Here is a 19,612-nt window from a genome sequence, read left to right as displayed (position 1 = left end):
CTGCTACTGAATAAGCTTGATAGAAGAAAATAAGGGAACCAAGAATCGCCTATCAGTGCGATTGCTGGTTCCCTTATTTGCGTGTTCTAGGTTAGTATAATAATCCCGTGGTTTCATCTAATAATCAAAAAATAATTTATGACGTTTGAGATAGACAATCAAAAACTCGAACAAGAATAACAGGACTGAAAGAAATGCGAGACATACGATAAATATGGGATTTGCGGCTAGCCAAATATTCATGTTGTAGAAGGCATCGACAATGGGTTGCTGGATTTTTTCATGCAGAGTAGTGACAGCTACTTGATACATCTCAGCGGTATAATCGTCGCCTAATGAAAAACTATGGGCGCCGTAGCTCTGATTACCGATAGCGGTCCAGCCGATGGTCAGATCACCACTGGCAAATACACCCATGGCGATGTTGCCTAAGACGAATAAGCCGAAAGCGATATTTCCCAGGGCAAAGATGCCAATGGGGGTATTCCCAGTTGCCACTACACCGATAGCGAGTACGCCAACTGACAGTAGTCCTATCGACAAAACGCCTAATGAGAGTAAGCCTCGCGTAATTAGACCGATGCTGATGAGTCCTTTGGCTGATACGCCGATTGCAATCACGCCGTTAGCTTGCGGAATTTTACGCTTCATTAGTAACTTCCGATTGATGAACAGATTGTTATAGGGATTGTATCGTCTAAATGTCGGTAAGACAATATGGATGAGTGGCTTGCCCAAAATTTGTCGCCCACTTTTGTATTCGTAATAATTTGGGCTTGTGCGCTCGCTGAGTAAATCATCGACGGTTGTGTCGAGTAACTGGGCGATTTTAGGTAGCATATTCAAATCAGGGTAGCCTTTGTCTGTCTCCCATTTTGAGATGGCTTTATCCGTGACAAATAACTGTTCGGCTAATTGTTTTTGGCTGAGCTGATTTTCTTTTCGGTACTGTTTTAATTGTTCACCTAGATTCATAGAGAACACTCCTTTGCTCCGTGCTTTATCTACTTTAAGTATACCTGATTGTGCTGAAAAGTCACTCTACGTTGCGTAGAAGGCGCGCGGTGTCAAGGTTTTTAAACTGAACTGTTAAATGAGGATTCTATGGAGTTGAGGAAATAAGTGTAGGTGGAATTTGAGTTGAAATGGAAATAAGAGAACGAATAAGGTGAAACTGATGTCTAATCCCAATTTTAAAATTAATTATTAGATGGGGATTTTGTCCGAAAATAAAGCAGCTTAACATTCAAATGTTCATTTGATTAATAAGTTTGAACATGCTATTCTATAATCAAATATATATTTGAATGTGAAGGAGAATTGTATGAAGAATGACATCTGTGAAGTGACTTGTATTCACGAAGATAAAGTGGCGCGCGCAAAAGAGAATCTGGAAAAGCAAGAAGTCACAGCATTAAAAACAATTTTCAAAATTTTAGCGGATGAGAATCGTTTGAAGATTATCTATGCTTTGAATAGCGAGGATGAATTGTGTGTCTGTGATATGGCGGCGATTATTGAGGCGACCGTGGCGACAACGTCCCATCATTTGTTAACACTGAAGAAAAATGGACTTGTTGAGAGTCGTAAAGTGGGAAAATTGGTCTATTATTATCTGAAAAACAAAAAAATTATTCAGTTGTTGGATGCGCAATTATATACAGAAAACGAGGAAATCGCATGAGTGAACAAGCAGGCAAACACGTCTATCGGATTGAGGGATTGAGTTGTACCAATTGTGCAGCGAAATTTGAACGAAATGTTACTGAATTACCTAACGTGACCGCGGCCAAAGTCAACTTTGGTGCGGGAAAAATTTCGATTGAGGGAGAAGCAACGTTAGCTGAGATTGAAGCTGCCGGAGCTTTCGAAAATTTAAAAGTCCAAGAGGAACAGGATACCACCGTTAGAGTGGTGGAAAAAGAATCGTTCCTGAAAAAACATAGCCAGTTGCTATTGTCATTGGGCCTAATCATTTTAGCCATGGCCTCGCAACTGATCAATGGCGAAGAATTCATCCTCACAGAAGGTTTATATATCCTGGCGATCGTGATTGGCGGGGTGAGTTTATTCAAGGAAGGGTTAACCGATTTATTCAAATTGAATTTCTCGATGCAATCCTTGATGACGATTGCGATTATTGGCGCGGCCTTGATTGGTGAGTGGGCGGAAGGCTCGATTGTCGTGATCTTATTTGCGATTAGTGAGGCTTTGGAACGCTTTTCAATGGATAAAGCGCGGCAATCGATTCGCTCATTAATGGAGATTGCACCGAAAGAAGCGTTAATCAGACGTAATAATTTGGAACAGCTATTACCTGTCTCGCAGATTGAAGTGGGCGACATTATGATTATCAAACCAGGGCAAAAAATTGCGATGGACGGGCAGGTTATTAAAGGCCATTCGTCAGTTAATCAAGCAGCGATTACGGGAGAATCAGTGCCGGTTGAGAAGCAAATCAATGATGAAATCTTCGCTGGAACCTTGAATGAAGAAGGTTTGCTAGAAGTTGAAGTAACCAAGCGGGTCAACGACACGACGATCGCGAAAATCATTCATTTGGTGGAGGAAGCGCAAGGCGAGCGCGCACCAGCACAGGCTTTTGTCGACAAATTTGCAAAATATTATACACCGGCGATTATGGGGATCGCGGCGCTCATCGTCGTGGTGCCACCAGTCTTTTTCGCTGGCGACTTTCAGATGTGGCTGTATCAAGGGTTATCCTTATTGGTTGTCGGCTGTCCGTGTTCCTTAGTTATTTCAACGCCGGTCTCGATTGTTTCGGCGATCGGTAATGCTGCTAAAAATGGCGTGTTGGTCAAAGGTGGCATCTATTTAGAAGAGATTGGTCAGCTTAAAGCAATTGCCTTTGATAAAACGGGTACGCTGACTAAAGGAACGCCAGTTGTGACGGATTTTCTAACGACAGATAGCACGAAGGAAGACGAATATTTCACCCTGATTGCAACATTAGAGGCTAATTCACAACATCCATTGGCTTCAGCAATTTTAAAAAGAGCCGATGAAAAAGCGTTGCTGTATCAAACACTGACGGTGGACGATTTCACGTCAATTACCGGAAAAGGACTGCAAGGAACAATTGCTGGAACGACTTATTTTGTCGGTAGCGCGAAATTATTTGCGGCGATTTTACCAGAGAACCCAACGATTAACGAAACCTATCAAGCCTTCCAGCAACAAGGAAAAACAGTCTTGATGTTGGGCACTGCCGAAACAATTTTAGCCGTCATCGCTGTAGCAGATGAGCTGAGAGAATCCAGTCAATCGGTGTTGACGCAGTTGCACGAGATGGGGATTGCCCACACAATCATGTTGACCGGGGATAATCTGACAACCGCGCAATCGATTGGTCAAAAAGTTGGCGTCACCGAAATTAAAGGGGACTTGATGCCGGAAGATAAATTAACCGCCATTCAATCGCTGAAACAAACCTATGAGAAAGTTGCGATGATCGGCGATGGCGTCAATGACGCACCTGCCTTAGCCGCGTCATCAGTGGGAATCGCCATGGGCGGCGCCGGCACGGATACAGCATTAGAAACGGCGGATGTTGCCTTAATGGGTGATGATTTACAAAAATTACCATTCATTGTCAAATTAAGTCGCCAAACCTTGTCAATCATCAAACAAAATATCACGTTCTCACTAGCCATCAAATTAATCGCTGTTTTACTCGTCATTCCCGGCTGGCTTACCTTATGGATCGCGATTATAGCCGACATGGGCGCAACTTTATTAGTCACTTTGAACGGATTACGATTAATGAAAGTCAAAGCAAAATAGGTGTCTTGTTACAACTTTGTGACGGTTGATAAGTGACGTTTGTAGCATTGGGGCGTATACTTGTTTTGGTGAGGTGGGAAAAGTGAAAAAATGGATATTTTGGCTATTTTTAGCTGGACTGCTGGGGTTTGTATTAGCTTTACTACTAAAGGCGACCATTATTGTCAGCGTATCAGGTCTTCTTATCTCAGCGGCTATTGCTCTAACAGCCTACAGATTAGGAATACAAAAAGACAGCTCGTTACTTAGTGTGAATTTGGGAGAAACGTATCGGAACTTCGTTTCAATTTTACTATTAATTTTAAGCATTGCAGGTAGCGTATTTTTTATTCTCATTAACTTCATTCATGCAACTATGAAGTTCTAATTGATGAAGATGTGTGCTGTGTGGATGGTCAATAATCTCAAAAAAAGCCAGGCTCTCAAATTGAGAACTCTGGCTTTTTGAAATTTCCACGAAAAAAATTAATAGAAAGCAATCATTCTCGCTTCCTAACGAATGAAAGAAGTGAAACCAAAATAGCCTGATAAAATAACTATCCAAAAGAGAATCTGCAGAACAAAAGCTATGCTTTTCGCTACCTTAGGATTAAGCCTAGATGGAATTTTGGAAAGTGTGTGTTCATTAAATAGCATACTGAACACAATAAAAATACAGGGCAAAACCCAAATAATCATTCGTCCTCCAGGGTTAGACGGGGTACCATCAAATTGGAAGTAATTGGGTATGATTGAGGGGAGTTTGGGATAAAGGTAGAAATTATAGAGAACAGCCAGCAACGCCCACAAGTAATTTAGCTTAATAATTTTACGATAATTGTTAGAAATAAAAGTCAACATCCTTCATCCATCTCCAATTTTGTATGTCCGAACAGTTTTATTTGCATACATAATAACGCATGATCTTTTTATTTACAACACTTAACAATCGGCTTAAAAAAGACTGAATCACTAATAGAAAATCAGAATAGAAATCCCGTCATTCTGGCTTTTTTCTTTAAGTTGTCAGTAATAGGGCCTGTCAGTTCTTCTATTTAAAATATTGAATTTTCAGAATGCTCAACGTATAATATAAAAAAGTTCAAAGGAGGTCGTTATGTCTATAGGTTTATATATTGTTGCAAATGAAGAATTTCAAGAAATTACTAGAGATGATGATTTTAAAACTTTAGATGAATTATTACAGGCAGGGTATTCAAAAAGAGAATTAACAGAACTTTTAAAAAATATGGGAATTGATGCTAAAGAAATTGCTTCTGACGAAAAAGTATTTTATATTGACAACTCCCCCAATTCATTGTCATTTCAAATTTTTAAAGAAGATGGAGAAACAATTGATAAATACATAGATAAAAATTTTAAGTATTGTTATGAGATATTTATTGAAGATTTAAACTCTTTTTATTTAGATTTTTCAGAATATCTAAAAAATTATAATTTTTCGTATGAAATTTGGAAAATACGGGAAGATTTATATGAACCAGAAAATATTAAATTTTTAGATTCTATAGATATTTCGCGAGAAAGCTTAAAAATGATTGTTGAAGATTATTCTTATGCCTACCCTGTTGTAGGGAGATTTTAGATAAAAGGCATTACTAATGAACCAATTGATGCTGCTTATTCAGAATTTGATGGAGTCATTATTAATTTTAAGAGAACAAAAAAAGCCAAAGTCTCGAAAGACTTTGGCTTTTTGAAAACTCTTAAAGTTTTTTGTTGTAGAATCTTTTTTGAGGTTTCATTATCTAGAGATAGGTAGCAAAAAGGCTGATATAAAGCCATTCTTTCATTTTGCTGAATCAAAGGATGGAGATGACTATTTTTCGAAACTAAGTCAAAAACTAAGTCAAAACTAAATTGAAAAAATGTGGGGAACTAGGTAAAGTAATTGATCTATAATAGTATATATATGTTTAACGAAGATAAAAATCAGAATAGCGGAATCTATTCTGATTTTTTTGTACACCTTAAAGGGATTATAAAAAATAAGGGTGCTAGAAAGCTTTTAATGATAAGCTTTCTAGCCCTTTTCATTTGTCCAAAATCTATGTAAATAAGAATATGAAAAAGAATCTTCTTCAAGCTATTTTCTTTGACAAACATAAGCATTGGGAACGTTTCTTGATTTAGTTTGTATAATGCTCGATTAGCCAAGGGCTGTTTGGCACGTTTCGTGATACAGTTCGCTGGATGCTTGATGATGGACTGGATTTGTTCATGACGACAGAGTCGTAAGACTCGCTTGTCATTGACCGTCACTTCATGCGTGAGCTTCGATTCATCCTTGATCCGTCGATACCCCACCTCTGGGTGGTCTTCGTGAATCTTGCGGATCGTTACCACCAACTGTTGATTGGCTTGTTCCTGTGCACTTTTAGGTAGTTTCAACCAGCGATAATAGGCCGAACGCGTGACCTGAAGTCGGTCACACATCTGCTGGACCGGCTAGCCCTTTTCTTCATGCAAACGCTGGATGGCTTGATAAGCCGCTACTTTTTTGAATTGTCCTAGCGATTCCTCCTTCCAAATTCCCTCACTTTTTTTAACAGGTCGTTCTCCATTTTTAAGTAGTCATTTTCTCGGCGCAGTTTCGCTAGTCCGATTGACATTTTTTCTTCGGGTGTGCGGCTGATTTGGTCGGCTTTTCGTCTGCCACGACGGTCTTGAAGTCCCTCGTAGCCAAGCCTTTCGTATTTCTTCACCCAGTTATAAACATTTTGATAGGAAACCTGATACTTGATGGCCATTGCGCTATACTCTATTATCCTTTGAAGTGAAATTTCCTTATAATATTTTGGATAATAATAAGTTCATAAAGAAGAGAAACTACTTGATAACAAGGATGTAAAATGTTACCTTAAAAAAAGGAACGTTAGTTCGCTTTTAGGGTTCACTCAACTTTAAGGACTAGGGGGATAAAAAACAATGGATAATATTCTAATTAATTCATATTTGGCTGGAAACAAAAAGAATATTTCAAACTTTTTAAACAAAAACAAAATTGAACAAGGCAGTACTATTCTGTTTATTCCAACTGCTGGAAATGTCGAAGAGTACACAGAATATATTGAAGAGGGAAAAGATACACTTAGTGACTTAGGGTATCAACTAGAACTATTAGATGTCGCCAAAGAGGATAAAGAAGTTTGTTACCAAAAAATTAAAGAAGCACAAACCATTGTCATTTCTGGCGGAAATATCTTTTATTTATTACAGGAATTGAAAAATAAAGATTTATTACTACCTTTAAAAGAGCAAATCAAAAAAGGGTGTCCCTACATTGGTGAATCTGCTGGTGGAGTAGTATTAACATCAGATGTTGATTATGCAAGATTTATGGACGACCCACAAGAGGGAAAAAAACTAGATAATACCAAAGCATTAAGTGTGATTAATTTCTTTCCCCTGCCACATTATATAGAAGAACCGTTTACAGAGAGTGTAAAGGAAACATTTAATTTATATAAAGATAAACTTACTCTAGTTCCCATAAATAATTATCAATCCATTATTGTAGAAAACAGTCAGTACTATGTAGTAAACGAACTCAATTAGAAGCGTTTTAATAAAATATATGACAAGGGAAGGATTCTAGTAGTCCTTCTTTTTTTGTGTCCAATAGGGTATAGTCTTTGTCATGGGCAAGGCAGTCCAATACGATGGCATGACGTTCTTCTTGGCTGGTTTCACGGGTTTGACTCATTCTACTTCCACCACTTTCTGATTTGAAGTCTTTATGAGCATTTTGGGATAGTTCTTATTTTTCTTGGCAGCTAGCAAGCCAGTGGGTCCTTCATTTTCATACAAGGTGCACCAATTTTTAATTGTCATCTAGTTGACACTGGCTTCCTTAGCGGCACCACTTATACTCATTTCATGCCTAATACAACTTTCGACTATCTTTAGACGTTCTTCTGGCGTGAGCTTCATACTTCTTTTTCTCATAACAAATACCCCTATCTAGAATTTACTTATTTCTTTGTCCTAGATAGGGGAGCATATCAAAGAGAGGCTGATTAGTACTTTAAGGTTGACTATGGTATTTTAAATCATCGGAACCGACCATCTACGTGCGATGATAAGTTAAGCCCATTTGGATACACACACGCAAATCATCCATTGGTAGTGACTGAGTGGGATCAAGAATGATTGCTCTATTTTTAGAAAATTCTAAATCTCCTTGAAACATTTCTCGGAATTGTTCAATAAGATGTGTTTGGCAATGAAAGAAAAGGGCAATCTTATCCACACCAAAAGTATCTAAGCGGATAGGTGTTCCCTTTTTTACGGCATAGGAAGGTTGATTCCACTTCAAACTTTCTATGATACTTTCATCAGGGGATAGGTCTCTAGCAATATCAAAAATCAACTGGCGGATTTCTAATAAAGCTTCTCTTTTAACAGATGGGTATCCATCAAATTTTCTTTTTTACGTTAAGGTCAGAAAAAGCTTCCATTTGTGTTACCTCCTTTTCACAGGTATCCATAATTCACTTCGGTATGATTCAGCAGACATATCTCCTTGAAAATAAATTTCGAAACGAGGGAATGGCAACTGTTGAAATTCGGAGCTTGGTAACCAGCTATAAATAATTTCTTTTTTCAAAGCCATCATAGCATTCGGAATAGGGCCTGTACACTCGAATTTAAGCCATTCAGCTTTAGGAAAATCAATGTGTTCCAATCCTTCTTGTTCATCTACCTTACTAGTTGTTCCAATAACGTAGTTAAAGTTTTCTTCCCCACGTTCGTCAGAAACACCTAGAAAGCCATTCACTTCACCGTCAGAAACGGATAGTAGCTGAGACATTTTTTCAGGAGTCAGAGCCGCCCACATAGAAGCAATCTCTTCAAAATTTTCTTTCCTATCAATAACTGGAAATTGGTTTTTAAAACCGAGTACTTTAAATGCTGCTTTTTTTTGTAAATGTAGATTCATTAAATATCGCCGCCTTTTCTTTTTATATTGATAGTATGCACTACCAACACTGACAACTATATGTCATCATTTAAAGAATTATTTATTTTTTGTATGATTCGTGTGTATTGTTGCTTCAACTCATCTGGTTCTAAAATAGTTACATTTCCTTGGAATCGAAGAAGGTAGGTTGCAGTTTCTTCAATGGATGAAGAGGAGAAATGTACGTGTATTTTATCTTCAATAATTTGCAGTTCCTCTTCTATATAGTAATCATACAATTTACCCAACATTGATCTTTTGAATTCCAACTTAATTTGAAATTCTTTAGAAGGTGCAAGGTCAGCTTTGTCATCAAATCTTAGATTAAAATTTTCGGAGGTTGAGACAAAAGATCGGATTCTAGTTACTTTAAAAAAACGAAAAGCTTGCCGTTTCTCACAATAAGCGCGTAAAAACCAGCTTCCGTTGAAGAGTCCCAACTCGTGGGGGTGAACTGTCCGAGTTGTTTGATCACCTTGGCCATCTATGTATGTGATCACCGCTTTTAGCTTTTCATTCAGTGATTTGCGAATTTGCTTATTTATAGCATAGATATGGTGCTCAATCACTGGGCGATGAACAGTGGGAGAGCCCAGTGACAATGACTGATCTTCTAGAGCAGCATTTGCTAATAGTCGAACCTTTTCTTTCAAAACACTTGGTTCAAGGGTTTCACCAATTATTTTTTCGTTGATCGCTAAGGAATCCAAAATGAGTTTCTTTTCAACCTCTGTAAGGCTTAATGATCGAAGCTTGAAGGAATCAATAAGTGAGATGCCACCATTTCGACCATAGCTGGAGCTGATCGGAAAGCCTGCATTTTCAATTGTTTGGATATCTCGAAAAACAGTTCTTTTAGATACATCGAATCTTTCCGCTAACTCCGAAGTAGTGATAACATCATTTTCTAAAAGCAGCACAATAACCGCCAGTATTCGTTCTATTTTTTTCATTTAGTTCACCATTGTCCTAGAGTGAGAGCACGGTCTGTTACTATGAATTCTCATTCTTTTTGAATTTTCATAGATAGTCTTCAGCCATTCTGGAGAAGCCACTAACAAAACGATACTCCTGTTTTTAGTAGATTTTACGATCCAGCCCTGTCGTAAAAAGGTTGAACAAATCTCTGAACCTAAAGTCCCCGCAAGATGGAATCTGCGTTCACTCCAATCCATACAAAGCTTTCCATTTAAGGATTCGGGCGCTCTTATACCAATCCTTCTGAAAAATCCAGTGTCTGCTTCAGTCATAGCATCCTCATGATTTTTATTTTCCAGATAATGCTTTTCTAGCATAAAATCAAACAGGTCTACTCCGAACTCACCTGCTAAATAAGAATAACAGGTGCGCGCTTCTTTTATTTCCAAGTACTCTTTCTTTTGGTTATAAGAATTGATTTTTTGGGGTGCGGAGATTGTCATTAATAATTCTATGATGTTGGTAATAGAATCGTTAATCAGTCCATAGTAGACATTTTTTCCTTGCTTATAGGTGTCTATCCATTCTATGTTAGACAATTTCTTTAAATGGTAGGATGTCGTACTGAGAGAGACATGCGTTCTTTTTGAAAGCTCAGTGACCGTATAATAGCGATTTTCGATCATACCTGTCAGTAATTCTATTCTTGTAGGATCGCCAATAAGCTGGATTGTTTCTGGAAGATTTGGTGTGCCATCCATTCGTTTCATCTCTTTTCTATACTTCGACCGCCATCAAAGTATCTTTATAGTAATTTATAATCATCATATCAGAAGAGAGAAGTGAATAGAATGATTATTACTCAAAATCAAAAAGACAAGGCAGCTCAATTTCAAGAAATGCACAAGCGAGAGGGAATATTCGTGTTGCCAAATATTTGGGATGCTGGTGGAGCACGGATTTTTGAAGAAAGGGGCTTTGAAGCCCTTGCGACTACTAGTGCGGGAATAGCTTTTGCGAATGGCTTTTCCGATGGTGAAGTATTACCACTTAACATCCTACTTGAAACTGTTAGGAGAGTTACGAAGAGAATTACGATTCCGTTATCTGTCGATTTTGAAAGAGGTTATGGCGAGAATGATAGCCAAATTTACGAGAATACTAAACAATTGCTATTTGGCGGAGCTGTTGGCCTCAATATTGAAGATGGCTTGCCTAATAAAAAAATTTCTGATGCGCAAGTCATGAAGAATAAGCTTGATTGTATGAACGAATTGAAAAAAGAGATTGGGCTCCATTTTTTGACATTAAAGGGATTATAAAAAATAAGGGTGCTAGAAAGCTTTTAATGATAAGCTTTCTAGCCCTTTTCATTTGTCCGGAATCTTTGTGAAATAAGGGTATGAAAAAGAATCTTCTTCAAGCTATTTTCTTTGACAAACATAAGCATTGGGAACGTTTCTTGGAGAGATATGGACGAAGAATCCGTCCTGTGGTTAGGAAAGAAGTCAAAAAATTTCAATTCTGTAGAGATATCCAAAAGGGCTATCGATTGCTGGTTTGCGACGGCTGTCATGACGTGAAGCTCATTCCATTAAGTTGTAAAGGGAAGTTTTGTCCAACCTGTTCAGTAGGCGAAAGTCAAAAGTGGGCAGAGGTCACAGCCAATGATTTGTTTCGTGTGGTTCATCGACATGTGATTTTCATGATAGATGAAGGATTGAGAAATATTTTTTTGATTGCCGGCTATCGAGAAGCTCTTTCGAAAGGTTTGATGGACGAAGCGGCACGTATTGTCCTAGAATTTTTTGGAAAGCATCATATGCAACCTGGCATTGTGGCTACTCTGCATACCTTTGGCTCGAAATTAGAATTTAATCCTCATGTTCATATGGTGGTCACCATGAGAGGCGTGACCGAACAAGGAACGTGGGAAACATATGACTATATTCCTTATTCGATGTTGCGAAAATATTGGCAAAACGCTGTCTTAAAGCTAATTCGTCGTATACTACCTGATTGGCACAAACGAAGAGTTCAAGGAGCTCTTCAGAAAGCATACACGAAAAATGGTGATGGATTTTATGTATATGCGCCGAAACGAAGTCGGACGAATACGAAGGGACTATTAAATTACATTAGCCGCTATATGAAACGAGGGCCAATCGCCCTTGGTCGGTTAGTAATGTATGACGGGGGAATGGTGATGTTTCATTAAAAAGACAAGCGAACCAAATACAAAAGAAACGATGACCATGACTGTAGAGGAATTCATAAAGGCACTTATTCGTCATATTCCAGATACTCATTTTAGAATGATTCGTAGATTTTGTACGTCTTGTCTCATAAATTAATATATATTTAAAATTTCAGTTGGTATTCTTATAGGCATGAAAGATATGAAACTAGGAGCGCTTTTACAAGTTATTGTTGTTCCTTATATTAATGAAGTTCAGAAGATAGTATTTCGACTATTGGCTCAATCAGGAATGAGGATAGGTGAATGTACAGCATTGAATTGGTCAGACATAGATTTCGAGAAATGTACAATATCGATTACAAAGACATTTACCTTTACCGATGAAGGTTGGGTAGTTGGAACACCAAAAAATGTTGCCTCTAATCGAGTGGTCATAATAGATGAAAACACATTAGAAAGGTTATCCTCATTTAGAAAGAAGCAAGAGGACTATTTTACTATCGTTGCGCGAAAAGATACTGCTCATATATTTCTTTCAAGGAATGGCAAGATCCTTCATAATGCAAGTATCTATGATATGTTAAAAAGAATCACTAAAAATGCCGGGCTGCCCGATATCAATACGCATGGGTTGCGCCATACTCATGCGACTCTTTTATTCGAGAGTAAAGCCACAGCCAAAGAAGTTCAAACTCGACTAGGACATTCTAGTATAAAAACAACATTGGATACCTATACTCATGTTGGAGAAGGCATTAGTCAAAAGACAGTAGATACGTTGATGAATTATTTTGCTGAATAAGTAACTAAGTCAAAAACTAAGTCAAACCCGATTTTATTAATTTTAAGAGATGAAAAAAACACCCAAATCCTTGATATAAAAGGATTTGAGTGCTTTGTAAAAACTCTTAAAGTTTTTTGTTGTAGAATTCAACGATTAGAGATTCGTCGATTTCAGGATGTAATTCGTCACGTTCTGGTAAACGAGTTAGTGATCCTTCTAATTTTTCAGTATCGAAGCTTACGAATGCTGGACGTCCAACAATTGCTTCAACTGCTTCTTTAACAGTTACGATGTTTTTAGATTTTTCACGGATAGAGATCACTTGACCTACTTCTACGTGGTATGAAGGAATATCAACGCGTTTTCCATCAACTAAAACGTGACCATGGTTAACTAATTGACGTGCTTGACGACGAGTAGTTGCTAAACCAAGGCGGTAAACAACGTTATCTAAACGTTGTTCTAGTAAGATGATGAAGTTAACCCCATGTTTACCTTCTTTAATTTTGCTAGCTTTTACGAACATGTTACGGAATTGACGTTCGTTGATTCCATAAGTGTGACGTAATTTTTGTTTTTCAGCCATTTGCATACCGTATTCAGATAATTTTCCACGGCTGTTTGGTCCGTGTTGACCAGGTGCATAAGGGCGACGTTCTAGTTCTTTACCAGTTCCTGATAAAGAGATTCCTAGACGACGTGATACTTTCCAAGATGGGCCAGTATAACGAGACATTTAAAGTTCCTCCAATAAAATAAGTTTTTTGGAGTAAAATAATCCGTTGAACAATTCATATTCGTACAGTTTGTTCTCCAATCTTCACCTTTGCAGCCGCGGTTACGCAATTGAACCCGAAACGGGGCAACAAACTGGGGACGAGCTATTATTCTTCTGCTGCATTATTTTACACAATCACTAGTATACGGCATTTTTTCAAGTAAAGTCAAGTAGTTTCGGATGTAAATAGTGAGAAGTTTTTCAGAAAAAAGTCAATATTTTCAAAAATAACTTTACAAATTAACGTTTCCTCTTTAGAATATAATTGTAGATTTTTGTTATAGAAAAGGAGAAAAAAACATGAATCCTGTATCACCTTTATTTGAGAAGATTGATTCTTCTATAGAAAAGAAAGTCAATCTAATTGAAAATAGTTACATGCGTTATGCTGTTCGTGCGATGCTGGCTTGTCTATTTTTAACGTTAGGTACTGCTATTGCGTTTGCCATTGCGATGAAAGGTGAAGCGATGGTGCATGGTTTAGGAAAGATTCTTTATGCATTTATGTTTAGTTGGTCTCTTGTCATGATTTTATATATGAACGCAGAATTAGGAACGTCGAACATGTTATATATGACCGTTGGAGTGTATCGTAAAAAAATTAATTTATCGATGGCTGCTAAGATTTTATTCACCTGTATTTTATTCAACTTAATTGGTGGATTAGTCTTTGGTTACTTGATTTCGTTGACTGCACCTTTTCAAAATTTGCCACTGGATAACTATATGTTTGAAGGAATTACGGCAAAATTAGAGAAGTCGACCATTCAGATTTTAGTAGAAGCGATGTTTGCAAATATTGTCGTAAACATAGCCGTTTTGGTGAGTATGAGAATGAAGGATGATGCTGGTAAAGTAGCAGCGATTATCTTCATTATCTTTATCTTTGCCTTCTTAGGCTACGAACACGTTATCGCAAACTTCCCAGCCTTTACTTTGGCTTATGCAGCTTCAAATGGTGGACTAGCAGCAATGACTGCTGGTAGTGTTGCTCACAATTTAATTTTCGCTTTAATCGGGAATTATATTGGGGGTGGTTTAGTGATGGGTCTAGGTTACGCATGGCTAAACAACTCAAAATCGAATTATGTAGATTAATCAGCGGAAGTGGTGCGTGTTTGTGCACCACTTTTTTCTATTTTGAAGGAGGATAAAATGGAGCCTTTAATTTTTCCTAATCAACCTGAACAAGCAGCACCTATGAAAAAGTATATGAAAAATCATTTTCCCTTTGCTGGTGTGCCAAAGCCTCAAAGAGCTCAGCTGGAAAAAGTCTATCTAAAGGAAAGTCTAGCTTGGTTGCTTCCGGAACTCTTGTTAGTGATTCAAGAAAATTACCACAAAGAAGCGCGGGAATATCAGTATTACGCGATTGATCTGGCTTTGAAAAATGTCCGACGTCTGTCGCTAGATTTTATGAAGGCGCTCTTGCCTTTGTTAGGTGAAAAAAGTTGGTGGGATAGCATCGATGCGTGGCGTAAAGTTTATAGCGAATGGGTCAAACTGCATCCTGATGAGTTACATACAGTGTATAATTGGTTTTACGGCCATGAAAATTTTTGGTATCGTCGAATGGCTTTGAATTTACAGCTGCAACATAAGGAACAGGTGAATCTTGATTTATTGAAAAAAGCGATTATCTATGATAAGTATACAGATGAGTTCTTTATTCAAAAAGCCATTGGTTGGGCCTTACGAGAATATAGTAAGACGGATGCTACTTGGGTTATCGAATTTTTAGCGGCCGAAACATTGAGCCCGCTTGCCAAACGAGAAGCAAGTAAATATTTATAAGAAAGTGAGACGAAATTTATTTATGAGACGAAAATTATTTGCCTTTGATATTGATGGAACATTGCTAGATAGCAACAAAGAAGCATTGGATAGTACGCGTGAAGCGCTAAGTATTTTGAGAGAAAAGGGACATTTGGTTACGATCGCGACAGGACGTAGTCGATTCCACGCTCAAGACGTTTTGAGAGATTTAGAGTTTAACAATTATGTATTGTGTAACGGAGCAGCTGCATTTTTAGACCATCAACAAGTTTATCAAAATTTATTGGATCGCGACGAGTTATCACGATTCGTCGATGAAGCCAATGAGTTATCGATCGATACAGCCTACGTAGGCTTGGATACAGCCAAACGTTCAACCTCGAACAATATTGAAAAAATGGACGAAGCCATGAAATCTTTTGGGGCAACCTTGCCAGAATTAGATGAATATTTCGTCGAAGAACAGGACGTCTATCAAGCTTTAGCCTTCTTTGATCGTTCGTTCGATGCACGCTTTGCTGAAAAATATAAAAAAATCCGTTTTGTTCGCTGGCATGAAAATAGCGTCGACGTGGTACCATACAACGGATCAAAAGCAGCGACATTATTGAACCTAGCTAAAAAAGTTAACATCAAAACCGAAGACATTATCAGCTTCGGTGACGGCGAAAACGACCGCGAAATGCTCCGCCTATCCGGTATCGGTGTAGCCATGGGCAATGCCACACCAGAAGTCCAGGCAGAAGCCAAAATAGTCACCGACACAAACAATAACGACGGCATCTGGAAAGCCCTAAAAGAATTAAAAATGGTATAACAAGGATGAAAAAAAAGCGTCCAGCTCCGAGACATAAGCCAGAATTCATAAAAATTGTTCTTCAAATTTTTGATGAAGTCGGACTTATGTCCGAAGGAGCTGCTTTTTTTTCACCGTTTATCAAGAGAAAACTCAAAAACGCTCAACTTGCCAGTTCCACTTACCAAGTATCGCAGTAGTTGCCAGTTCCACTTACCAAGTGTCAGAGTAGTGGGATGGTAAACGTTGTGCGATAATAGCGAACTGGAACAGTTCGCTTCTTTACCTCAGCACTAGTAGGAATGGTATGCGTAGGACGATTAAGTGAAATGGAACATTTCACCACCGTACCCGTCCCTAGCTGCTCAACACAATATATACATGTTCATTTAATTGAAGAGTTCCCTGACTTTGATCAAAAAAATTTGAAGAGCTAACAACTTGGAATCAACTTCCTTGTTATTGGCTTTTTTCATTTTAAACGTTAAAGAAACAGCCTGCATAGAATATGATGTGTAGATTGAACAGAGCGTATCGTTATTCAACTTAGAAGGATAAATAACACATTTGAAGTTAGGTTCACATTCAAAAAAAATGAATTATCTACTGAAAAAGACGAAAAATATCGTCTGCAAAATTTTCTTATAATTTTTAAGGAAAACGTGCCTTTTGTATTTTTTGAGAAATAATAAATTGAAAGTCCCAAATTAGACCCGAAAACTTTAAGTATACCAAATTTTTGGAATAACCTTCCTATCACGCGTCAAAATTCTTCAAAAGCTAAATTGGCAAAACATTAAGTATACTTAAATTTTTTCCTTTTTCTCGATTTAACAATTAGTTGATATCCTGAGTTGAGAAATGCTTGGCAAAGTAAGATTATCGAAAAAGAAATAACAGGGATTGAAAATATTTTATCGACAAATAAAGCGCCTAGCATTTTCTGCTGGGCGCTTTTTTACTAACTAATATTCATTTATTTCTGTCTTTCTTTAGTAACACTTGGAGCACTGTGTTAAACCTCGTCCTAGTGCTTCGGAGAGTGTTGCTTCATAATAATCGCCATTTCCGCATTTATATGTGTGGTATTTTTTCCCTGTTCGAGTGACCAACACGTGTTCTTCGGCTTGATTGGCTGCCGCTGCTTGGTTCGCTTCTTTTTGTTGGTGAGCTTGTTCTGCTTGCGCGAGTTGTTCCTTTTCGCGCTGTTCTTGTTCCTGCTTTTCTTTTAGCGCTAGCTCTTCCTGTTTTTTGACTGTCTGTTGCACGGCCGCGACGCGTTTCGTCAGGGCTTCATCTTCAGCCGGTAATTTTGCTAACGCATCAGCGGCAGATTTGTGGGCATCTTTTGAAGGAGATTTTTCTGCATTTTCGACGGCTTTTGTCGCTTCAGCATAGAGTTTGTCCTTCGCTTCTTTTTCTTCGACTTTTGTTTTTAGAGCAGTCACTCGTCCAACTAAGTCTTCTTTGTTTAGGCTGGCTAATTCGACCTGCTTCTTCGCTTCATCAAAATCTTTTCGAGCTAAACTTTTTTCCGCCGTCTCGACTGCTAGGTAAATGGCGATATTTTCCTTGATGGTCGCCAAGCGTTCGTCGTGGTCATCGTAAGTTTTACTTAATGCTTCGACTAACGTTGCTGCCTCATCAAAATTTTTCTGATTTGGTTCAGACTCAGCTAATACAAGTGCTGTTTCAGCTTCCGCAAGTAATTCCTTTTCTTTTTGCTCCGCTTCTAAGAGTGCCACAAATTCTTTGGACGGTGTGACAACGATTTTCTCGTCTTTGTGCTCTTTATCCAATGTTGCTTTTAGCACATATGTATGTTCTTTTTCGCTATCTAATTGGATCGTTTCTGAAAAAGTTCCTTTGTTATTTTTTATTTCTTCGCCATCCAAATGGAGCGTTGCTTCCTCACTCGTTTCACCTTTTATAACGGCTGCACCCTGTGCATCAGTGGTGAGTTGCACCGCATCCACCGAAAGAGTCAGTGGTGCCGCACTCGTAGCGATTCCAATCACTGCAGCAATCGCGCTTACTCCAAGGGCAATCCCAGCAGATTTCTTTGGCCGTTTACGAAGGACGGAGAATACCAAATATCCCAGACTCCCAAGCATTCCGACTAACCCAACCAACAAAATAATTCCACCCATAAAAAATACTTATCCTCCTAATATAATCATTTACAATAATCTTCCTTATTATAACATGAGGGTTATTTAATATGAAGCGCTTTCGCGGTATTGTGGATAGAATATAACATATTTCCCGCGTGATAATATACGTTATTTTTTGTGGCAATACATAGTGGTATTATCTATTATTGCATACAAAATGAGGTAAGAGTATATATAGATTCAAAGAAATTAAAGAATGTAATAGTTGTCGAAGAAAGGTATCTGAAAATCTTGAAAAGCAGTTATAGGGATCAAAAAGTTTTTTTATTTGGAAAGGCTAGAGCTCGTGAGTTTGTACTAATCATACATGTGAACTAATATCATACTGATGATATAAAGAAAAAAATTTTCGTTCTAGTGAAAATTATTTTCTTTAAAAATGTATTGATAAAAATAATTTCATGTGATATATTGTCGTTGTAAGCGCTAACGAAAAATGAGGTGTTAAGTTTGATTGAAACAATGAAAATGTCAGAGATGGAGGTATACAACGGGGAAAGAGAAGTGCCAAATGATTTTATTGAATTTTGGGCTATGCAATTAGCTCTAATTCAGGAATTACCAGAATATCGAATGATAGAAAAAAATTTTTTTTTGAAGAATGCGAGTTGTTTTGATTTTTATTTTCGTGGGACGAATAGATCACAAATATATGCGAAAGTGATTTTCCCAAAACAGAAAGATAACTGTCCTGTAATTTTTCATTTTCATGGGTATCAAGGAAGAAGTAGTGACTGGTCAGAGTATTTAAAGTTTGCTAGTGAGGGTTATGCTGTAGTTGCGATGGATGTTCGAGGGCAAGCTGGAAAATCTGAAGACAAAGGATTGTTTTCTGGGACAACCGTAAAAGGTCAAGTTATACGAGGAATGAGAGAAGGTCCCGAACATTTATTTTACAAAGATATTTATTTAGATGTGTATACATTAATTGAATTAATTGCTACATTTCCGCAAGTAAATTCTCAACGATTAATGACTTATGGGGCTTCTCAAGGAGGGGCACTTGCGATAGTAGGAGGGGCATTAAATAGAAAAATTAGTAAAATAGTAGCTATTTATCCGTTTCTATCTGATTTTCCTAGAGTTATTCATTTAGGACAAGAGACTGAACCATATGACGAATTATTTCGCTATTTTAAATTTGTTGATCCATTGTATGACACACAAGAAAAAATATTTTCAACTTTGGATTACATAGATATCAAAAATTTTGGTTCTATGATTTCAGGACAGGTCAAATTAGTAACAGGCTTAAGAGATGATGTTTGTCCACCATCTACACAGTTTGCTTTTTATAATCGAGTCAACTCAGAAAAAGAGCAAATTATTTTGCCCGAATATGGTCACGAAGCAATGAATGTGATGGTAAATGATAAAATTTTTAATTGGTTAACAGAATCAAGTATTGAAGAGGTGTAA

General features: G+C 37.7%; 22 protein-coding genes and 2 pseudogenes. 13 read left to right on the top strand and 11 right to left on the bottom strand.

Annotated elements, in window-relative coordinates; translation table 11 throughout:
* Positions 1–117 precede the first annotated feature (117 nt).
* Complete coding sequence (locus tag BAU15_RS05725; RefSeq protein ID WP_161841782.1) at positions 118–975, bottom strand: helix-turn-helix domain-containing protein; 858 nt, start codon at positions 973–975, stop codon at positions 118–120.
* A 349-nt stretch (positions 976–1,324) separates the two neighbouring features.
* Between BAU15_RS05725 and BAU15_RS05720 the strand changes: the two genes are divergently transcribed.
* From BAU15_RS05720 to BAU15_RS05710, 3 genes are all read left to right on the top strand, one after another.
* Positions 1,325–1,684: an ArsR/SmtB family transcription factor gene (locus BAU15_RS05720; RefSeq protein WP_161841781.1), complete on the top strand. Its 360-nt coding sequence runs from the start codon at positions 1,325–1,327 to the stop codon at positions 1,682–1,684.
* Positions 1,681–3,804: a heavy metal translocating P-type ATPase gene (locus tag BAU15_RS05715; protein WP_161841780.1), complete on the top strand. Its 2,124-nt coding sequence runs from the start codon at positions 1,681–1,683 to the stop codon at positions 3,802–3,804. Before BAU15_RS05720 ends, BAU15_RS05715 begins: the two co-directional genes overlap by 4 nt.
* A gap of 82 nt (positions 3,805–3,886) precedes the next feature.
* Positions 3,887–4,171, top strand: a complete 285-nt coding sequence (locus tag BAU15_RS05710; RefSeq protein WP_161841779.1) for a hypothetical protein — start codon at positions 3,887–3,889, stop codon at positions 4,169–4,171.
* A gap of 125 nt (positions 4,172–4,296) precedes the next feature.
* Here BAU15_RS05710 and BAU15_RS05705 read toward each other — a convergent pair whose 3' ends face one another.
* On the bottom strand, positions 4,297–4,644 hold the full coding sequence (locus BAU15_RS05705; protein ID WP_161841778.1) for a DUF1648 domain-containing protein: 348 nt from the start codon (positions 4,642–4,644) through the stop codon (positions 4,297–4,299).
* A gap of 256 nt (positions 4,645–4,900) precedes the next feature.
* Between BAU15_RS05705 and BAU15_RS05700 the strand changes: the two genes are divergently transcribed.
* On the top strand, positions 4,901–5,389 hold the full coding sequence (locus BAU15_RS05700) for a hypothetical protein (protein ID WP_161841777.1): 489 nt from the start codon (positions 4,901–4,903) through the stop codon (positions 5,387–5,389).
* A 362-nt stretch (positions 5,390–5,751) separates the two neighbouring features.
* Here the strand turns inward: BAU15_RS05700 and BAU15_RS05695 are convergent, their stop codons facing one another.
* Positions 5,752–6,240: a helix-turn-helix domain-containing protein gene (locus BAU15_RS05695; RefSeq protein WP_161841776.1), complete on the bottom strand. Its 489-nt coding sequence runs from the start codon at positions 6,238–6,240 to the stop codon at positions 5,752–5,754.
* A gap of 74 nt (positions 6,241–6,314) precedes the next feature.
* Positions 6,315–6,554, bottom strand: a complete 240-nt coding sequence (locus tag BAU15_RS05690; protein WP_161841775.1) for a helix-turn-helix domain-containing protein — start codon at positions 6,552–6,554, stop codon at positions 6,315–6,317.
* Between the two features lie 178 nt (positions 6,555–6,732).
* On the opposite strand from BAU15_RS05690, the gene BAU15_RS05685 reads away from it, so the two are divergent.
* A complete protein-coding gene (locus tag BAU15_RS05685; protein WP_161841774.1) occupies positions 6,733–7,362 on the top strand; it encodes a Type 1 glutamine amidotransferase-like domain-containing protein in 630 nt (209 codons plus the stop codon).
* 7 nt (positions 7,363–7,369) lie between these two features.
* Here BAU15_RS05685 and BAU15_RS05680 read toward each other — a convergent pair whose 3' ends face one another.
* The 5 genes and pseudogenes from BAU15_RS05680 to BAU15_RS05660 form a co-directional block, all read right to left on the bottom strand.
* A complete protein-coding gene (locus tag BAU15_RS05680) occupies positions 7,370–7,510 on the bottom strand; it encodes a hypothetical protein (protein ID WP_161841773.1) in 141 nt (46 codons plus the stop codon).
* A 363-nt stretch (positions 7,511–7,873) separates the two neighbouring features.
* Positions 7,874–8,194: pseudogene (locus BAU15_RS05675) on the bottom strand (DUF1801 domain-containing protein); the annotation flags it as partial.
* Between the two features lie 75 nt (positions 8,195–8,269).
* Positions 8,270–8,746 carry a GyrI-like domain-containing protein gene (locus BAU15_RS05670; protein WP_161841772.1) on the bottom strand — a complete coding sequence of 159 codons (477 nt, stop codon included), beginning with the start codon at positions 8,744–8,746 and terminating at the stop codon, positions 8,270–8,272.
* A gap of 56 nt (positions 8,747–8,802) precedes the next feature.
* A complete protein-coding gene (locus tag BAU15_RS05665) occupies positions 8,803–9,720 on the bottom strand; it encodes a helix-turn-helix transcriptional regulator (protein ID WP_161841771.1) in 918 nt (305 codons plus the stop codon).
* On the bottom strand, positions 9,721–10,446 hold the full coding sequence (locus tag BAU15_RS05660; protein ID WP_161841770.1) for an ArsR/SmtB family transcription factor: 726 nt from the start codon (positions 10,444–10,446) through the stop codon (positions 9,721–9,723).
* Positions 10,447–10,536: 90 nt separating this feature from the next.
* Between BAU15_RS05660 and BAU15_RS05655 the strand changes: the two genes are divergently transcribed.
* The 3 genes and pseudogenes from BAU15_RS05655 to BAU15_RS05645 all read left to right on the top strand — a co-directional run bounded on the left by BAU15_RS05655 (position 10,537) and on the right by BAU15_RS05645 (position 12,687).
* On the top strand, positions 10,537–11,007 hold the full coding sequence (locus BAU15_RS05655; RefSeq protein ID WP_161841769.1) for an isocitrate lyase/phosphoenolpyruvate mutase family protein: 471 nt from the start codon (positions 10,537–10,539) through the stop codon (positions 11,005–11,007).
* Positions 11,008–11,087: 80 nt separating this feature from the next.
* A pseudogene (locus tag BAU15_RS05650) lies at positions 11,088–12,015 on the top strand (IS91 family transposase); the annotation flags it as partial.
* Positions 12,016–12,075: 60 nt separating this feature from the next.
* Complete coding sequence (locus BAU15_RS05645; protein WP_161841768.1) at positions 12,076–12,687, top strand: site-specific integrase; 612 nt, start codon at positions 12,076–12,078, stop codon at positions 12,685–12,687.
* Positions 12,688–12,793: 106 nt separating this feature from the next.
* Here the strand turns inward: BAU15_RS05645 and rpsD are convergent, their stop codons facing one another.
* Positions 12,794–13,405: a 30S ribosomal protein S4 gene (rpsD, locus tag BAU15_RS05640; RefSeq protein WP_161841767.1), complete on the bottom strand. Its 612-nt coding sequence runs from the start codon at positions 13,403–13,405 to the stop codon at positions 12,794–12,796.
* A 342-nt stretch (positions 13,406–13,747) separates the two neighbouring features.
* Here rpsD and BAU15_RS05635 point away from each other — a divergent pair, with 342 nt between their 5' ends.
* The 4 genes from BAU15_RS05635 to BAU15_RS15705 are packed head-to-tail and all read left to right on the top strand — an operon-like array spanning position 13,748 to position 16,219.
* The gene (locus BAU15_RS05635; RefSeq protein ID WP_161841766.1) at positions 13,748–14,545 is read left to right on the top strand and encodes a formate/nitrite transporter family protein; all 798 of its coding nucleotides are present in this window, start codon (positions 13,748–13,750) and stop codon (positions 14,543–14,545) included.
* A 57-nt stretch (positions 14,546–14,602) separates the two neighbouring features.
* Positions 14,603–15,241 carry a DNA alkylation repair protein gene (locus tag BAU15_RS05630; RefSeq protein WP_161841765.1) on the top strand — a complete coding sequence of 213 codons (639 nt, stop codon included), beginning with the start codon at positions 14,603–14,605 and terminating at the stop codon, positions 15,239–15,241.
* A gap of 22 nt (positions 15,242–15,263) precedes the next feature.
* A complete protein-coding gene (locus BAU15_RS05625; protein WP_161841764.1) occupies positions 15,264–16,040 on the top strand; it encodes a Cof-type HAD-IIB family hydrolase in 777 nt (258 codons plus the stop codon).
* A 5-nt stretch (positions 16,041–16,045) separates the two neighbouring features.
* The gene (locus tag BAU15_RS15705) at positions 16,046–16,219 is read left to right on the top strand and encodes a hypothetical protein (protein WP_237580144.1); all 174 of its coding nucleotides are present in this window, start codon (positions 16,046–16,048) and stop codon (positions 16,217–16,219) included.
* Positions 16,220–17,011: 792 nt separating this feature from the next.
* Here BAU15_RS15705 and BAU15_RS05620 read toward each other — a convergent pair.
* Positions 17,012–18,169 carry a hypothetical protein gene (locus BAU15_RS05620; RefSeq protein ID WP_161841763.1) on the bottom strand — a complete coding sequence of 386 codons (1,158 nt, stop codon included), beginning with the start codon at positions 18,167–18,169 and terminating at the stop codon, positions 17,012–17,014.
* 486 nt (positions 18,170–18,655) lie between these two features.
* On the opposite strand from BAU15_RS05620, the gene BAU15_RS05615 reads away from it, so the two are divergent.
* On the top strand, positions 18,656–19,612 hold the full coding sequence (locus BAU15_RS05615) for an acetylxylan esterase (protein ID WP_337247989.1): 957 nt from the start codon (positions 18,656–18,658) through the stop codon (positions 19,610–19,612).

Origin of the sequence: Candidatus Enterococcus huntleyi, from assembly GCF_009933175.1 — a bacterium.
Taxonomy (GTDB): Bacteria; Bacillota; Bacilli; order Lactobacillales; family Enterococcaceae; genus Enterococcus_K; species Enterococcus_K huntleyi.
This window is presented reverse-complemented; position numbering and strand designations above follow the sequence as displayed.